Raw genomic sequence first — 15,086 nt, 5'->3', positions numbered from 1 at the left:
ATCGCACAGGGCCTGTGTCCATTTGATCGCTCTCAGCCCCCCCAACTGGAACAACTACCGGATTTCAAAGCTTCCAAGTGCTAGTATGTGACTCTAAATTGCATATTAGTCTCCAGTTCTACAGGGCCACTCAATGAAGCTTAAAGTTTACCTCTCCGGCGAAATCCACTCCGATTGGCGTGCGCAAATTATCGAAGGTTGCCAAAAAGAAGGGCTGGATATCTCCTTCTCTTCCGCAGTCACCAACCACGATGCCAGCGATGCCGCTGGTGATGGCCTGGGTGAGGAGCAGAACGCTTTCTGGCGGGATCACAAATCTGCCAAAGTTAACGCAATCCGAATCAAGCACCTGATTGAAAACTGTGATTTGGCGGTGATTCGATTTGGCGAGAAATACAAACAATGGAACGCCGCATTTGATGCCGGCTTTTGCGCAGCCTTAGGCAAGCCCTATATCACACTTCACGATGAATCCTTGGTGCACGCACTCAAGGAAGTGGACGGTGCCGCCCAGGCTTGGGCACAGACCCCCGCACAGGTTGTCGATATCCTGAAGTACTTAACCACTCAGGCCTAAAGAGCCTCTGGATAGCAAGTCGGCAGGCATCTACTAACAAAACTGCACAACCAGTAGGTGCCGCCAGCTAAAAGCCGTAATTAAGGACACCGGCATAGTTCGGCCTAGAGGTTGCCTCTGCTGATGGGTTGTGCACTACCTCGCCGCTACGATTGATCGCATAGATTTCTGCACCGCAGTGCTTGCAGAATGCCTTCTCCCGTAAAGCCCCCTCTTTAAAATGATATTTGCGCAGTGACTTTTCAGGATCGCTGATATGGATAGCGACTTCAGTATCAGCGTGCCCCCTTTGGCCCGCTGGTACAAACAGGGCATCTATAAGCTTGTTGAAATGAATCGCTCCACAATGACAAGTTAATGGATTCATAGCCTTATCTCCCTGGTCGATTAGTATGGGGAAGCAGTTTACTATTTACTTTAATTTAACAAAGGGGATATATTGAAAAGATCTTTTAGCTTTAAGGAAACAGTGTGTGCGCAGAGAGTACGACAAATACCACTTGATCAACGTTTTTTGCAGTGTTGTTGATCACGGCTCCTTAAGCAAAGCTGCCAAGCACTTGGGCCTGTCTACGCCCACCGTAAGCAAGACTCTCGCCCAACTTGAACAGGCCCTTGGTCAGGTGTTACTCAATCGCACCACCCGGGCAATCGCTGTCACAGACGCCGGAAGGATTGCCTACCAGAAAGGGCAAAAAATAATCAGCTCATTCACCGAGCTGGAAGACCAGATTGCAGAGGCGGCAACGCTCACCCGAGGAAAATTAAAAATCACTTTTCCGGAAACCCTCGGCCTAAAAGTATTCAGTCATATCTGCAATGATTTTCAGAAAGCATTCCCCGATTTCAGCTTGGAGCTTATCTTCAGCCCCTATCACCTAGATTTAATCGAGGACGATATCGACATTGCTTTTCGCGTCTGGGAAACCCTGCCCGATTGCCAGTTTTACGCCCAGCCCCTATTTAGTATCCGCCCTATTTTTATTGCCGCGCCGACCTATCTGGAAGAACACGGCTGCCCCAAATCCATTGCCGAGCTCAGCCAACACAACATCATGCTAACCCGCCTTGACGGCCTGGAAGATGGCTGGTCAATTGATGGGAAGTTCTATCAATTCAATGGAAATTTAATATCCAACAAAACTTTCCATACCCGAGCAGCCGCATTAAACGGGAATGGCATTGCCAAGCTTCCCTCCTATTTTTGCCAACGGGATATCAAAAAGGGGCGACTGGTAGAGGTACTCCCTGACTTGGAGCGAAAAGATAAAACTGTAGGCGCTATCTATAAAGTAAAGCGAAAAGATTCAAAGAAAATTGACGTGTTTTTGAACTTTGCACAAGAGCGCTTGCAGGAGTATGACTTTAGCCTGTTTGATGAGTGAGAATGTGCCACTAAAGAACTCTGCAGCGATTAGAGATCCTCTGTGAAACACTCAGCTGTTTAGCACCACATTAGGTGGTACCATAGAACAATAATAAGCGGCTTGCTACTGGGGCTGAAGAGAGTGAAAACAATACTCTCGAAATACACTGTAGATACATCCCCTCTCCTTTATTGGTAAAGCGGCACAACAGTCATACATTGGAGATTGAAGTGACAATCACTAAAGAGGTCGAACAAGGCCAAGCTGTCTATTCCAAACCCGTACTTTGGCTTTATGATATGTGGGTTCTGGGCATATCAAACCGCTTTATTTGGAAGTGCCCAACTCCTGGAATACTAGAGCACTTCAATCGAAATATATCCTCTAACCACTTGGATGTAGGTGTTGGAACGGGCTACTTTATGGACAAGTGCCATTTCCCCTCCGACAAAGTCCGCCTCGCCCTGATGGACCTGAATCAAAACAGCCTGGATATCTCAGCGCAAAGAGTGGCCCGGTATAATCCAACACAGTTCCGCTGCAATGTCCTGGATAAAATTACTTTAGAGACTGAAGTTTTTGATTCAATTTCCTTAAATTATCTATTTCACTGCCTTCCCGGCAAGCTATCAGAAAAACTGGTTGCGCTGGATAATGTCGCAACCCTGCTATCGGATTCAGGCACCGTCTTTGGTTCCACCATCCTGTCTGAAGGAGTACCGAAAAGTGGGGCAGCCAAGAAGTTAATGGCTATCTACAATAAGAAAGGAATATTTTCTAATACTCAGGATTGTGAAGAGGACCTTAATACATTTCTTGCCAGTCGATTTAAGGAGTACAAAATAGAAATTCGCGGGTGTGTAGCACTATTCAGTGCGCGGCACAAAATCACCGGCTAGAGCATCTACAGGGCACTTATGAGGATCAAGTTCTCGTTTAAGTTGGGGGTGAGAAATCCACTGATATTCGTTACCTTGTCAGCTTTAGCAGTAGTTCCCAATTATTGCCTGGGCCTGCATTTCAGTGTATTTGAAGATAAATTTGAATGCCTTAATATTCACAATTCTCTAAACTGTGCACGGTCAATCGAAAGTGGATTGAGTGCTCAGATCAACCATATCCAGCGGACGCAACCAGGGCACCTGACTATAGCCCTGAATAGCGGGAAATTACTGACGTACACAGACATCCTTCCCGCAAATAGTCCCGCAGAACACATAGCCTACTCTGCAATTGAGCAAATAACTGATAACCTGCTACTGATTCATCAACAGCTCTGGGAAGCACATTCCTATATTTTGCTCGACCTGAGAAACGGCCATGAATATTCTCTTGCCGGCTACCCTTTGCTGTCTCCACAAGGCGGCTACCTTTTTGTTGCCGAACAAGACCTGGATGCCGGTTTTAATGAAAATGCCTTACAGGTTTACAAGCTATCTGAAAATACTTTGGACTTACTATACGAGCTAAAGCCTGAAAACTGGGGACCAGAGCAAGCTTACTGGACGACAGAAAATACGGTCTCTTTTACACAAAAGCAGCTTAATCCCAACTACCTTTCAAGTAAACACCAGCCGTTTTATATTGAGACTAAAGCCGTACTTTCTATTGCCCCTGATAGCCAGCGTGTAAACATTCGATATTTTGATTAAAATACCCCTCTTTAATTTACCCGAAGTATCTTGGAGCAATTTTGACAGCCAATTCAGTTCTCTCGATATTATTTGTATGCCTCGGTAATATTTGTCGATCTCCCTTGGCGGAAGCCGTTTTCCGCACCAAGGCACAGCAGGCGGGTATTCCTGTTTCCGTCGACTCTGCGGGCATTATCAGCTACCACGCGGGTAAGCGACCAGATCCGCGAACTTTGGCGATTGGTGAAGAAAATGGCTATTCATTTGAAAATAGCTACGCTCGCCAGGTAGCCACCACCGACTTTACAAAATATGATCACATCTTTGCGATGGACAAAGATAACCTGAAAGCACTGCAATCCTTGCAGCCTGACTCATCAGACGCCCAACTAGGGTTATTTTTATCAGTGTTGCAAGATAGTGATTTCGCTGAAGTACCCGATCCTTACTATGGTGGTATTGAAGGGTTTCAACATATTCTCCAGCTTATAGAACAAGCATCTGATGCATTTATCGAGCAGCTTAAAAGCAGAGAATAAGCAAAGCCCCCACAAATTCTACCGGGCTTGTGGGGGGAAACTTTCCTCCAAGGCAGACCTATCCCACATTCCCTTATCGGCTGCAGCTTCATAAGTACTCTGCAAAAAATCAAACAGCGCCTCATCGGGGGAACGCGAAGCTCTCACCGCATCATAGGGCAGCAAGAACTCACCCAAATCTTTGGAATAGTAAGCTGAGGCCGGCGCCACCCTTGCTTCGGGAAACCCTTGGGGCTCTGGGTAAGTATACGAATAGAAGCAAGCGCCATCTACACCACCACCACCAGGCCAAAAACCGGCACTGCTAACCTCATGGGAGTAGGCTTCCCTGGCCACCCAATCGGGAAAATGTGGAACGCCTCCAGGGTGCGGAGGCGCCTCCCTGCCAGAAAAACGGGTAAGTGCTAAATCAAAACTTCCCCAAAAAAAATGAATTGGACTGCACTTGCCAATAAAGCGACTACGAAACTCAGTGAAAACCCGATGAATTTGCACCAATGCCTGCCATAGTTGTTTAGCATATTCGGGATCATACTCGTAGTTATCCTGATCCCTCTCAAAGGGTATCGCGTCCGCCACTTCGGATGGCATAGTGTTAATCTCAACCGGTATACCTAGCTGCTTGAGTGCAGCCATCACTTCCCAGTAGAAATCAGAAACTGTGCGGGACTCCAAGGGTAATACCCATTCTCCCCCCTCAGTGGTCAACAGCTTCAGTACGTGATGATAGAAATCAAAGCCAATAGAAAACGACCTCCCTCCATAAGGGATAAGAGATGTCTCCAGCCCTCTAGCGGTAATATATAAAGGAACATGCCAGGAGTGATTGATCCAAGGGGTTTGTACCAGGCGAATCTTGCCAATAACTTGCATCCACATATGCAGGGTGGCAATCGTATTTACCGACTCAGCGTAGGGTAACTCTGGCCAGTCTTTACTCTCAGACCAATTCTTTAAGTTGCTCACTATACGTGCTCCATCTATCCTTTGACTCGCTCGATACCTAGTGCCTTCTGTTAACCGCCAAGCTTAGACCACTAAAAATACCCCGTCCGAAAAAAACTAAAAACAGATAAACAGCTCTATTTTGATCATCATGAAAGACTACCTTAAATTCAGACTCGACAGCCAAGCAACAAGCATTATCGAGACCCCATAGAGAACAATAATGATAAGGGTTCCGATAGTGTTGATTTTTGTTAGCTTTCCTGACTTGTCAGACAACCAAATATTAAAAGTTCTAGTGATCAGCGGCATCGCCACCCAAGTAAGCGAAGCAACAATTAATAAATTGATAAAGAAGTTAGTCGTCGCAAAGGGCCAACTCTCTACCAAAGGTAACAACCATATCGTAATAACCATAACTATCGGATATAACATCAATAAAATGAGCATGGCCATTTTCCACTGCGAGGGCGCGGTGTCTTGAGCTCGGCCACGAGCCCGAGAAAACCAATCCTCAAAGCCATGCCCTATCCGCTTGATTTTTACATCTTCAAAAAACCCTTCACCACGTTTTACCAATCGCCTATGTTCATCAGAATTAAGCCAGCTGTCTAAATGCTTATTGGAGTCAAATCGAAATATTGCAACCCATTCCTCTTGAACCCCCTTTATTGGCTTAGTTAGACCAGCACCCAAGAAGCCTGGATATTTTTTAAGTGCTTTATCAATTTCTTTCTGCCACTGCATATATTCGCGAAAAAATTCAGGCTTCACTTTTTTGGATATCACAATCGTTACGGGCACTGTTAGTTGATCTGCACCAGCGACAACTTGAGATACTACTTCAACCGAGAATTTCTTCTCTAAAAAAGCAATTAGATCTTTAAGTAAGTTATTTCCAAGAAACGTTTCAAGGTGAGCAACCGTATCAAATTGAAATATTTGAACCCACTCATTTTGGATATTAGAAACGGGCTCTAACAAATTTACCTCGAGCAACCCATCACAATCTAGCGCAACATCCACCAGCTTCTGATGCCATGATCGATACTCATCCCCCAAGTACTTTGGCACCTCCTGAGACAATACAAGACAAGTACTGGAACCCTCTTCCATTATCTGGCAGCAGCCTCCGGCGGATGAACTAAAGATCAAAGTATTATGCAAGCAGAATATATTTGTGTTCATTTTTGCGAACGAATGCTTTTGCTGAAAACTATCGCAACAAACAAACTTAGACGAAATGTCAGGACTGACATCAAGGGTAGCATTTGGGAAGTAACGCTCCGTACGAATGACGGAGCGGTCTGCAGAAGTGTCGCCTATTTGGGTGACACTTCCGCTAGAAAAATAAATGCGCGAGCAATCAGCTAGTCAGGCTTTCACTAACAACCAGTACTTTGCCGTCACGCCCGCCTGCCGCAGCTATTCGTACCGCTTCTTTAATTTCAGACAGAGGGTATGTGCCATGAACTGGTGCAGATAACTTACCTTCCGCTACAAGCTTTGTGATAGTGCCAAAAACTTCCTGTTGCCGCTCTGGGGATGCCGAGCCGAACCATTTGGCCAACCAGAACCCGCGCACGGTGATATCTTTAAAGATGATCATCCCCGGTGCGATAACGCAAGGTTCCCCACTAAGCGCGCCATAATTCACTAAGGTTGCGCCATTTGACAGAGCTTCACCCATGCGAGCAGTTGCCATTCCACCAACAGCATCAATGCCTAGCTTGATCTCAGCACCACCAGTAGCCTCAGCCACTCGCTTACCCAGGTGCTCACCATCCACGAGAACCACATCAGCGCCTGCGGCCTTCATCGGCTCAATCAAAGACTCACGGCGGACAACATTGATCACTTTCAGGCCCCGCAACTTGGCCAGGGTTGTCAGATAAGACCCCACACCGGAATTTGCGGCATTCTGAATAACCCAATCCCCCTCCTTGAGATCTACAAATTCGCTCAACAGCAAGTAAGCTGTTGGCGGATTAATCGTTATCATGGAAAGCTGTAGAGGGTCCACATTATTCGGGAGCGGAATCAGCCCCTGGGCATTGGCCACCATATGTGTAGCCCAGGTGCCGCTTCCTACCGGCAGGAGAACGACCTGGCCAATGGCTGGCGCGGTAACATTAGGTCCATGTTTGACGACCTTAGCAACACCTTCATTGCCTCCAACCGCAGGAAGAGGAGGCAACATCCCATAATCGCCCGTCAGGGTCAGAACATCTGAAGGGTTAATTGGTGCTGCCAGCATCTCCAGCAACACCTGCCCCTCTTGAAGTTCAGGGGTATCAAAGGACACCGCCTCAATAACATCCTGCGGCACTGGTCCGCGCTCTTGATATTCCGCCTTTAACATATCGCCGTATCCTTTTTTCGATTGATTATGAACAACGACCTTCACGCTGTACAAAATGTACCATGAACACTAGAGTTTGACGCTTATTAACAGTGGGGCCATTTAGATTCCTCCTGATAAATCAAACCCATTTACAAATCGCCATTTGGATCTACTTATGTGTGGTTCAAGCTAGCAATTTCAAGTCAGCCGCTTGAAGATACTAAAAAGGGAGAAGGGAAGAATACATCGCGCTTGGGACCCTATGAGGCATGGATGCCGATTAGGAGCTTACAGGGATGTATTCACAGCGTGTCTCGAGTGCGGTGTATTCTTTCCTTCCACCCCAGTAGTAAGTCCAATGAAGCAAATTGCAGCAGCGATAACAATAAGCAGAAAAGAAGTTAAATTAAGCAGGCCGAAGTAAATAACGGCACTTTTGTGTTCTATCCGATCAATTACCACCTTAAGCACCGGGTCCGTAACAGCAAGTGCAGGGTCAGGCTCTATCACAGAAGCTAGAATGGTATAATTCCTGCCCTTTATTGTTTCGAATACATGCAGTGTTTTTCCCATTGTTGACCCCCAAAATCCTGAGGCCTTGTCACCGCTCTTACCCACTGCAACCTCGACCCCCTCCTCTAAAATTGCCCAATCGATAGCCAGCGTTTCAGGATGAACTTTATACTTTTCCCTATCAAGAAATTGAATACCCAACCGACAATTTTGCTCGCGAAAATCAAGCACCCTTTCTGTCTGCAACTCCAGCTCGAATGGCACACTTAATTGCGATCGGAAGTTAAATTCACTTCTTCCCTTTTTTGTAATATCAACAGGATACTCAATCGCTACCCATTTATATTTTTTATAGGAAACAGTTGCATATACCAGAAGCCAAACTTAGCAATTCGCAGCACCCAAAAGCAGACAAGCACATTAGCTACCAAATAGTGCACTCCAACACTGCTCAACAAGCAATTATTTAAATTTATTAAAATAATCATCATGGAAAATAAAATATATAGCAAAACGTACCAGTTGGGAGTAGAGTCGTAGAGGCATCCCTAAAATAATCATTTAGATAGTTACAAGATGTATTTCAAAAAAATTACAAAAAAAATTTTAATTTTCCAGGAATTCATCCTGCCTCGCTTACAAAATATACAACCTGACCAAAGAGAACTTTTCAGTTCAAAAATTCTAAGCAAGTACAGAACACTATTATTAAAATCATATCGATTAATACCTTTAGCTTTATGCTGCTTAAGTATTAATTTCCATTTAAGAAACTTCAAAAAGTCACAACTTTTCTCAGCCACGATAATTCGTATTGCGAGCAGGACAGGAGAATAACAATGGGACTCTGCATTGACTCCAGTAATATCACGTTTATCACACAAGTAAGGGCTGCCCTGAATACTCTTGTCGGCGGTGTCGGTACCGCACTTACTTATACACAGGAGCGATACCGAACCGGGGGGCGACATGTGCTGCGAATTACAGAGGGAGTTGGTATTTTGACTGCAGCTGGCTTGAGGGCAAACAGCACCACTCTGCTACGCCGACTAATTACCAGCCGCCACGACACCAGAATTACTGAGCACCACGCTCTCGGATTTCGTCCCGACCAGTGGCTGATGGATCAGGTATGGAGCGGCTTTAAGAGCTACCTCCCACTAGTAAGCCCGGACAGAGGCTTTATGGCCAAAGTGATGAGCAGCGGCTCCAGCGGCGTTGTAATGTGGAACAATACAGCCCTGCAAACCGCCAACCTGGCCAACAACGGCACCGTGGCAATGGGGAATTGCCCAAGCTATATCACCCTGGCCCATGAATTGGTCCACGCTGACCGCTGTAATCGCGGGCGATACCTGTCGGGCAGTGCAAATTCCACTTTCCTGGCGGATGAACGCCAGGCTCCCATGGGTAGAGTGCTCCGCCAGCAAAATGCTCCCTTAACCATGGCCCGCATTGCCAATGGCGGCCTAAATATTGTTTATAACAATATAACTATCCCGAACCGCAACAACCTGATCTCAACCAGGACTAGCGGCTGGATTTGGGTAGGTGGCTCCATGGAATTGCGTGAGGAGATCGCCACTGTCGGGCTCAGTGACGATGACGGTAATGTACCTACTGACCCGCTAGCCATTAACGAAAATATGATTCGGGCTGAACATGGCGTAGCGCAACGGATGAAGTATGGCCAGATCAGAAACCTGAACTAATCTCGCGCATATGGGCCCCGCCAGCACCAAAACCTGAGGCCGGCCCACCAGAGCAAACTGACAGATATGATCTGTGTACCTACTGCTAGCAGTATTAACTTATGAGATATCGCTAGCAGTAGGTTTCTTGCCTTCCCCGCTTTGCATATTGCATCCGACCACAGCATGTCGTTATGCTTTGGCGGCTAGAATCACACCTTCCCTTTGTCTGGAAGGTACACAGAACACCTTGGTCAACATACAGCCAGATCATAACCATGATTGATTATGCCCTTATAAAACACGTCCACATGACCGCCGCAGCGCTCAGTATCCTGCTGTTTACCATCAGAGTGGGATTGGAGTTCAGCCACAACACGGGCTGGCGAAATGGCCCTCTGCGCTGGGTGCCACACCTCAACGACACTTTGCTGTTAGCTGCGGCTGCCGGACTGGTAATTCTCGGCAGCTGGAACCCGGGCACATCGCCCTGGCTAGCTGCGAAAGTAGCCCTGGTATTTGGCTACATTATTGCTGGCGTCTTTGCTTTACGCCCCAACTTTTCCAAGCCAATTAGAATCACTGCCTGTGTACTTGCCTTCCTGCAAGTAGTCGCTATTTTTTATCTGGCTATGCACAAGCCCAGCTTGTAACTGGATGGCATTGAGCACTCTTGGTATCAACCTCAAACTGGTATCAACCCCAAACATCGTGCTCAATGCCTTTTATTTTAAATTTACTTCCATTGAACACCGGCTCACGCACCCCGGAAGACAACTGGCCCTCGTAATCTGCCATTACCTTAAAGGCCACACCAGACAAAAGTAAGATAGCTATAAGGTTTGCCGATGCCATAAAACCCATCGAGACATCGGCCATACGCCAAAGAAAGACAAAGTTTTCCGCACTTCCCGTATCTGCCACCCAAGCCCCAAAAAGTACGAACATTAAAAACAATAGCCGATAACATAAAATGGATGTTCGGGTATGGTAGAGGTAATAAATATTGGTTTCGCCGTAATAGTAGTTACCGATAATTGATGTAAAGGCAAAAAACATCAATGCAGTAGCAATAAAACTGCTTCCCCAGGTACCCACCTCGCTCGCCAGCGCGTCTTGAACCAACTCAACCCCTTCCAAATTACCGACCATAAAGACATCTGCCACCAAGATAATTGCTGCCGTGGAAGTGCAGATAATAATGGTATCGAGAAATACCGATGCCATTTGCACGTATCCCTGCACCATTGGGTGTTTTACATCTGCAGCAGCAGCGACATTGGGCGAGGAGCCAAGTCCAGCTTCATTGGAAAACAGGCCCCGCTTGATTCCATTGGCCACCGCCGCACCAAAGGCCCCCGCCCCAGCCTCCTGAAACCCGAAGGCATTTGCCAGAATTTCCAACAGCACCCCAGGTAATTCAGCAATATTGGCGACCAACACATAGAATGCTACCAACAAGTAACCAATTGCCATAAAAGGGACAACAATACCGGCAAATCGCGCAATTGAACGAATACCGCCAAAAACAATAATCCCGGCAAAGAGCGCAATAAAAAAACCCACCCATAAAGGGCTTACACCCCAAGCTCCATACAATGCGGCAGCCATCGTATTTGACTGCACAGCATTAAAGGTAAATCCGTAACAAATCATGAGAAAAACTGAAAAAGTCAGGGACAGCCATTTCCACTGTGGTCCCAGCCCCTTTTCAATGTAATAGGCAGGCCCGCCGCGAAACGCCCCGGGAACATCGCCGCGCTCTTTGTAAGTTTGCGCGAGAGTATTCTCCACCAAACTGGTAGCCATCCCCAGCAAGGCCACCAGCCACATCCAAAACACCGCTCCGGGCCCGCCAGCGGTTATAGCCACAGCCACACCAGCAATATTCCCGGTGCCGATTCTCGCAGCTGCGCTAGTGGCAAATGCCTGAAATGCGGTTACTGAATTTTCATTTTCCTTATGGATGCCACGAATCATGACTTTGACCATATGACCAAAGTGACGAAATTGTATAAAGCGAGTGCGAATAGAAAAGTAGAGCCCCGCCGGCAGCAATCCTAAAATCAAGATTCCAAGCCACCAGATGCCACCGACGCCACCCCAGGCAAGCAGGTTTGCCCACTCGATCAGGGTAGTGAAATGATCCAGAAACCCTTGCATTGACCACTCCCAGGACAACTTATCGTTATTAAACAAATCTGTTATTTGGCTCTAAGACTAGCAGGCCAATCTACTAGTCACCTTGGAGTTAATGCTGGAAAAACAGAGCCCATCGGCTCCATATAACAGAGCCGCATCAGTATTCTGATGCGGCCCAAAAGGAAGAAAAGTAATAGCTGACAGTCTACAGCCTCGGAAAGTAATTCCGCAGCAAGGGGCCGGACGCAATCATTGGCGCATGCTGCTTTTAGCAGAAAATCTCCCGCGCCCGACTCGGTGACACCACCTTTCGCCCAGTCTCTTCAGCTACAGCCGCAAGAGCCTCTATCAATTGACCATTCCCTGAAGTCCTCTCTCCTCCCGGCAAGTAAAAGGTATCTTCAACTCCAGTGCGCAAATGGCCGCCCAATTCTGCAGTCTTGCGATGCACCGGCCAGATTTCCTCACGGCCGATCACTGTGCTCTGCCATAAGCTGCCGGGCTTCATATATTTTGGAATAATTTCCAGTAAGTCGGGATCGGCAGGCATACCTGAAGCCACTCCCATCACCAGGTTGTAGTTGGGCTTATCCACCATCCCTACATCCGCATACATTCCCACAGAGCGAACGATACCGATATCAAAGCACTCAAATTCCGGGCGGGTACCGGTCTCCCGACAAACTGCCAACAGCTCCTCTACCTTATCGACCGGGTTATCAAATACCATGGGTGGCCAAGCCCAGGTGCCGTTGGATCGCGCCTTTAAATAGTTCAGGCTTCCCGCATTACAGGCGGCAATTTCCGGCTTACCGGCACGCACACAACTCAAGGGGCCTTGCTGATCCCGTCCGATAGTGCCAGTTGAAAAATTTAGAATAACACCAGGGCATTTATCGCGAATTGCATCGGCAATTTCCAAGGCTATTTGCGGGTCCCAGGTGGGTAAATGGCCTTTATTTTCCTCTTGCGCGCGGAAATGAACATGCATAACGGAAGCCCCCGCATCGTAGGCTTCACGGGCGGATTCCGCCATTTCCTTGGGGGTTACCGGGACCGGGTGCTGCTGGGGGTTGGTAAGCACTCCGGTTAGGGCGCAAGTAATCACCACTTCATCAGACATCGCTGGCTCTCCTGAATTATCTTTGTTAAGGCCGCTGTTTACAGGGCTATCCAGCGTGTGCGCGTCGCTCCTACAACACCAACTGATCGTAAAAGGACCAGAGCGAGTGGAAGAGCTGATTCTGGATAGCGCATCGACAAAATACAGCACCAAGCGCTTGCTTGGTTATGCGAGAGTATCATAGGGCCCCCGCCAAGGCACCTTGTTTCCCCGGATTCATCTCGGCAGAATGCGAAAAACCCAATAAGGAAGTAAGTACCTCATGAGCGAGACTATCACTCCAACCATCGCCCCTTACGGCAGCTGGAAATCTGCAATCAACGCAGAACTTCTCGTGGAGGGCAGCGTTCGCCTGGCAGAAGCCAATTTAGTAGATGGCCGCTATTACTGGCTGGAGTCCCGCCCGTCTGAAAAAGGCAGGAATGTACTGGTGCAGTATTGTCCAAAAAATGGGCTCAGAGATCTCACCCCCGCCCCAATCGCCGTACGCACCAAAGCCCATGAATATGGAGGCGGCAGTTATCTTGTTTACGGTGACACCGCCTATTTCGTACTGGCAGAAGATCAGCGCATTTATCGTATGAAGCTCGACAATGCGATCCCCGAAGCAATCACCGCAGAAAATAGCTCCCGCTACGCCGATCTGATTATCGACCCCCTGAGAAATCGATTAATTTGTGTCGAGGAAGATACCAGTGGCCACCAGCAGGGCGAGGAACCCCGTGCGCGCATTATCGCGGTAGACCTAAACAACCCACTGGCTAATCCACCGATAATCCTTCAAGAAGGTGCAGACTTTTATTCGAACCCAACTCTGAATCCGGCCGGTGATCGACTCGCATTTCTGCGCTGGCACCACCCTAACCTCCCCTGGGACGCGACAGAACTCTGTATCGCCAAACTCGATCAGGCGGGGGATATCGGTGAAGTCACCCAAGTAGCCGGAGGCGAGAATGAATCCGTCTTTCAGCCCCAGTGGTCTCCTGAGGGCGAACTCTGCTATGTCTCCGATCGCAACAACTGGTGGAACCTATATAGGCTCGGACAAAGCGAACCCTTGTGGGAAAAAGAAGCAGAATTCGCCACACCACAGTGGGTATTTGGAATGTCCACTTACGGCTTTATTAGCCCCACGGAAATCCTCTGTACTTACACCCAGAATGGCACTTGGCACCTTGGAAAGGTCGACATAAAAAGCGGAGAGCATCAAACTCTTCCCCAGCCTTATTGTGATATCGAAAGCCTGCACTGTGAAAATGGCAACGGGGTGATGATTGCCGCAGGTGCAGAGAGCTTTCCCGCTGTTATTAGCTTTAACCAAAAGACGGGTAAAACGGAACAGATTGCCAGTAGCAATAGCAGCTCGCTGCCAACTGATTTGTTCTCCATCGCTCAAGCCGTCACTTTCCAAGTGGATAATCGTGCAGTACACGGATTTTATTACCCACCCCACAACCCCAACTTCCAAGCACCCAGTGGCGATAAGCCACCGCTGATTGTATTTAGTCATGGGGGCCCCACCGGCGCTACATCAGCAGGCCTCAGCCTGAAAGTTCAATACTGGACAAGCCGGGGATTTGCCATTCTGGACGTAAACTACTCCGGCAGTACCGGCTATGGCCGCAAGTATCGGGACCGCCTCGCCGATAAATGGGGCATCTATGACGTAGAAGATGTCTGCGCCGGTGCAGAATACCTGGTAGAAGATGGGCTCGCCGACCCCAATCGCCTGCTGATCAAAGGTGGTAGTGCCGGCGGTTACACAGTTCTGGCGGCGTTGACTTACCACGATACCTTTAAAGCAGGTGCCAGCCATTATGGAATCGGGGAATTGAGTAGCCTCGCCAAAGACACCCACAAGTTTGAATCCCGCTACCTGGATAAACTGGTAGGACCCTGGCCTTCCGCAGAAAAAGTCTACCTTCAGCGCTCCCCCATTAACGATGTGGAAAAGCTGAATTGCCCCGTGATTTTCTTCCAGGGCATGGAGGACAAGGTAGTACCACCCAAGCAAGCCGAAACCATGGTGGATGCCCTGAGGGAGCGAGGTATCCCGGTGTCTTATATTACATTTGCCAATGAAGGGCATGGGTTCCGCAGTGGCGACAGTATCAAGTTGGCCCTGGAGGGAGAGCTTGAATTCTACAGCCGCATATTTAATTTCCCGCTCGCGGAACCCGGCCCGGGAATTACCATCGAAAACCTATAATT

15 protein-coding genes are annotated in these 15,086 nt (G+C 48.0%); 8 read left to right on the top strand and 7 right to left on the bottom strand.

Annotated elements, in window-relative coordinates:
* Nucleotides 1–133 precede the first annotated feature (133 nt).
* The gene (locus ACJJIY_RS14335; RefSeq protein WP_445358150.1) at nt 134–577 is read left to right on the top strand and encodes a YtoQ family protein; all 444 of its coding nucleotides are present in this window, start codon (nt 134–136) and stop codon (nt 575–577) included.
* A 67-nt stretch (nt 578–644) separates the two neighbouring features.
* Here ACJJIY_RS14335 and ACJJIY_RS14330 read toward each other — a convergent pair whose 3' ends face one another.
* Complete coding sequence (locus ACJJIY_RS14330) at nt 645–944, bottom strand: GFA family protein (RefSeq protein WP_445358149.1); 300 nt, start codon at nt 942–944, stop codon at nt 645–647.
* A 106-nt stretch (nt 945–1,050) separates the two neighbouring features.
* On the opposite strand from ACJJIY_RS14330, the gene ACJJIY_RS14325 reads away from it, so the two are divergent.
* The 4 genes from ACJJIY_RS14325 to ACJJIY_RS14310 all read left to right on the top strand — a co-directional run bounded on the left by ACJJIY_RS14325 (nt 1,051) and on the right by ACJJIY_RS14310 (nt 4,117).
* Nucleotides 1,051–1,962, top strand: a complete 912-nt coding sequence (locus ACJJIY_RS14325; protein WP_444893545.1) for a LysR family transcriptional regulator — start codon at nt 1,051–1,053, stop codon at nt 1,960–1,962.
* Nucleotides 1,963–2,174: 212 nt separating this feature from the next.
* Complete coding sequence (locus ACJJIY_RS14320) at nt 2,175–2,843, top strand: class I SAM-dependent methyltransferase (protein ID WP_445358148.1); 669 nt, start codon at nt 2,175–2,177, stop codon at nt 2,841–2,843.
* Between the two features lie 18 nt (nt 2,844–2,861).
* Nucleotides 2,862–3,596, top strand: a complete 735-nt coding sequence (locus tag ACJJIY_RS14315; protein WP_445358147.1) for a hypothetical protein — start codon at nt 2,862–2,864, stop codon at nt 3,594–3,596.
* Nucleotides 3,597–3,637: 41 nt separating this feature from the next.
* The gene (locus ACJJIY_RS14310; RefSeq protein WP_445358146.1) at nt 3,638–4,117 is read left to right on the top strand and encodes a low molecular weight protein-tyrosine-phosphatase; all 480 of its coding nucleotides are present in this window, start codon (nt 3,638–3,640) and stop codon (nt 4,115–4,117) included.
* A gap of 18 nt (nt 4,118–4,135) precedes the next feature.
* Here the strand turns inward: ACJJIY_RS14310 and ACJJIY_RS14305 are convergent, their stop codons facing one another.
* The 4 genes from ACJJIY_RS14305 to ACJJIY_RS14290 all read right to left on the bottom strand — a co-directional run bounded on the left by ACJJIY_RS14305 (nt 4,136) and on the right by ACJJIY_RS14290 (nt 8,183).
* The gene (locus ACJJIY_RS14305) at nt 4,136–5,083 is read right to left on the bottom strand and encodes a DUF5996 family protein (protein WP_444959640.1); all 948 of its coding nucleotides are present in this window, start codon (nt 5,081–5,083) and stop codon (nt 4,136–4,138) included.
* A gap of 138 nt (nt 5,084–5,221) precedes the next feature.
* Entirely contained in the window at nt 5,222–6,178 is a 957-nt protein-coding gene (locus ACJJIY_RS14300; RefSeq protein ID WP_445358145.1) for an antibiotic biosynthesis monooxygenase, read from the bottom strand.
* Nucleotides 6,179–6,428: 250 nt separating this feature from the next.
* Nucleotides 6,429–7,424 carry a zinc-dependent alcohol dehydrogenase family protein gene (locus ACJJIY_RS14295; protein WP_444897661.1) on the bottom strand — a complete coding sequence of 332 codons (996 nt, stop codon included), beginning with the start codon at nt 7,422–7,424 and terminating at the stop codon, nt 6,429–6,431.
* Between the two features lie 270 nt (nt 7,425–7,694).
* Entirely contained in the window at nt 7,695–8,183 is a 489-nt protein-coding gene (locus ACJJIY_RS14290; RefSeq protein ID WP_445358144.1) for a hypothetical protein, read from the bottom strand.
* A 575-nt stretch (nt 8,184–8,758) separates the two neighbouring features.
* Here ACJJIY_RS14290 and ACJJIY_RS14285 point away from each other — a divergent pair.
* Together ACJJIY_RS14285 and ACJJIY_RS14280 are read left to right on the top strand one after the other, a co-directional pair.
* Nucleotides 8,759–9,631, top strand: a complete 873-nt coding sequence (locus tag ACJJIY_RS14285) for a M91 family zinc metallopeptidase (RefSeq protein WP_413662402.1) — start codon at nt 8,759–8,761, stop codon at nt 9,629–9,631.
* 257 nt (nt 9,632–9,888) lie between these two features.
* The gene (locus ACJJIY_RS14280) at nt 9,889–10,263 is read left to right on the top strand and encodes a SirB2 family protein (protein ID WP_445354491.1); all 375 of its coding nucleotides are present in this window, start codon (nt 9,889–9,891) and stop codon (nt 10,261–10,263) included.
* 43 nt (nt 10,264–10,306) lie between these two features.
* Here the strand turns inward: ACJJIY_RS14280 and ACJJIY_RS14275 are convergent, their stop codons facing one another.
* Together ACJJIY_RS14275 and ACJJIY_RS14270 are read right to left on the bottom strand one after the other, a co-directional pair.
* Nucleotides 10,307–11,773 (bottom strand): alanine/glycine:cation symporter family protein, encoded by a 1,467-nt coding sequence (locus tag ACJJIY_RS14275; protein ID WP_445358143.1) that lies wholly within the window; start codon nt 11,771–11,773, stop codon nt 10,307–10,309.
* Nucleotides 11,774–12,020: 247 nt separating this feature from the next.
* A complete protein-coding gene (locus tag ACJJIY_RS14270; protein ID WP_444913362.1) occupies nt 12,021–12,875 on the bottom strand; it encodes a beta-keto acid cleavage family enzyme in 855 nt (284 codons plus the stop codon).
* A gap of 262 nt (nt 12,876–13,137) precedes the next feature.
* Between ACJJIY_RS14270 and ACJJIY_RS14265 the strand changes: the two genes are divergently transcribed.
* Nucleotides 13,138–15,084 (top strand): S9 family peptidase, encoded by a 1,947-nt coding sequence (locus ACJJIY_RS14265; protein ID WP_445358142.1) that lies wholly within the window; start codon nt 13,138–13,140, stop codon nt 15,082–15,084.
* Nucleotides 15,085–15,086: the final 2 nt, after the last annotated feature.

The organism is Microbulbifer maximicatervae (SeqCode), assembly GCF_052468155.1.
Note: the sequence above shows the minus strand (reverse complement) of the source record. Positions and strands in the feature narration are given on the sequence as shown.

What these genes read in the sequence shown, in the direction of transcription:
- ACJJIY_RS14335 (WP_445358150.1), top strand. Translation starts at nt 134, where the DNA reads ATGAAGCTTAAAGTTTACCTCTCCGGCGAAATCCACTCCGATTGGCGT.
- ACJJIY_RS14330 (WP_445358149.1), bottom strand. Translation starts at nt 944, where the DNA reads ATGAATCCATTAACTTGTCATTGTGGAGCGATTCATTTCAACAAGCTT.
- ACJJIY_RS14315 (WP_445358147.1), top strand. Translation starts at nt 2,862, where the DNA reads ATGAGGATCAAGTTCTCGTTTAAGTTGGGGGTGAGAAATCCACTGATA.
- ACJJIY_RS14300 (WP_445358145.1), bottom strand. Translation starts at nt 6,178, where the DNA reads ATGGAAGAGGGTTCCAGTACTTGTCTTGTATTGTCTCAGGAGGTGCCA.
- ACJJIY_RS14295 (WP_444897661.1), bottom strand. Translation starts at nt 7,424, where the DNA reads ATGTTAAAGGCGGAATATCAAGAGCGCGGACCAGTGCCGCAGGATGTT.
- ACJJIY_RS14285 (WP_413662402.1), top strand. Translation starts at nt 8,759, where the DNA reads ATGGGACTCTGCATTGACTCCAGTAATATCACGTTTATCACACAAGTA.
- ACJJIY_RS14280 (WP_445354491.1), top strand. Translation starts at nt 9,889, where the DNA reads ATGATTGATTATGCCCTTATAAAACACGTCCACATGACCGCCGCAGCG.
- ACJJIY_RS14275 (WP_445358143.1), bottom strand. Translation starts at nt 11,773, where the DNA reads ATGCAAGGGTTTCTGGATCATTTCACTACCCTGATCGAGTGGGCAAAC.
- ACJJIY_RS14270 (WP_444913362.1), bottom strand. Translation starts at nt 12,875, where the DNA reads ATGTCTGATGAAGTGGTGATTACTTGCGCCCTAACCGGAGTGCTTACC.
- ACJJIY_RS14265 (WP_445358142.1), top strand. Translation starts at nt 13,138, where the DNA reads ATGAGCGAGACTATCACTCCAACCATCGCCCCTTACGGCAGCTGGAAA.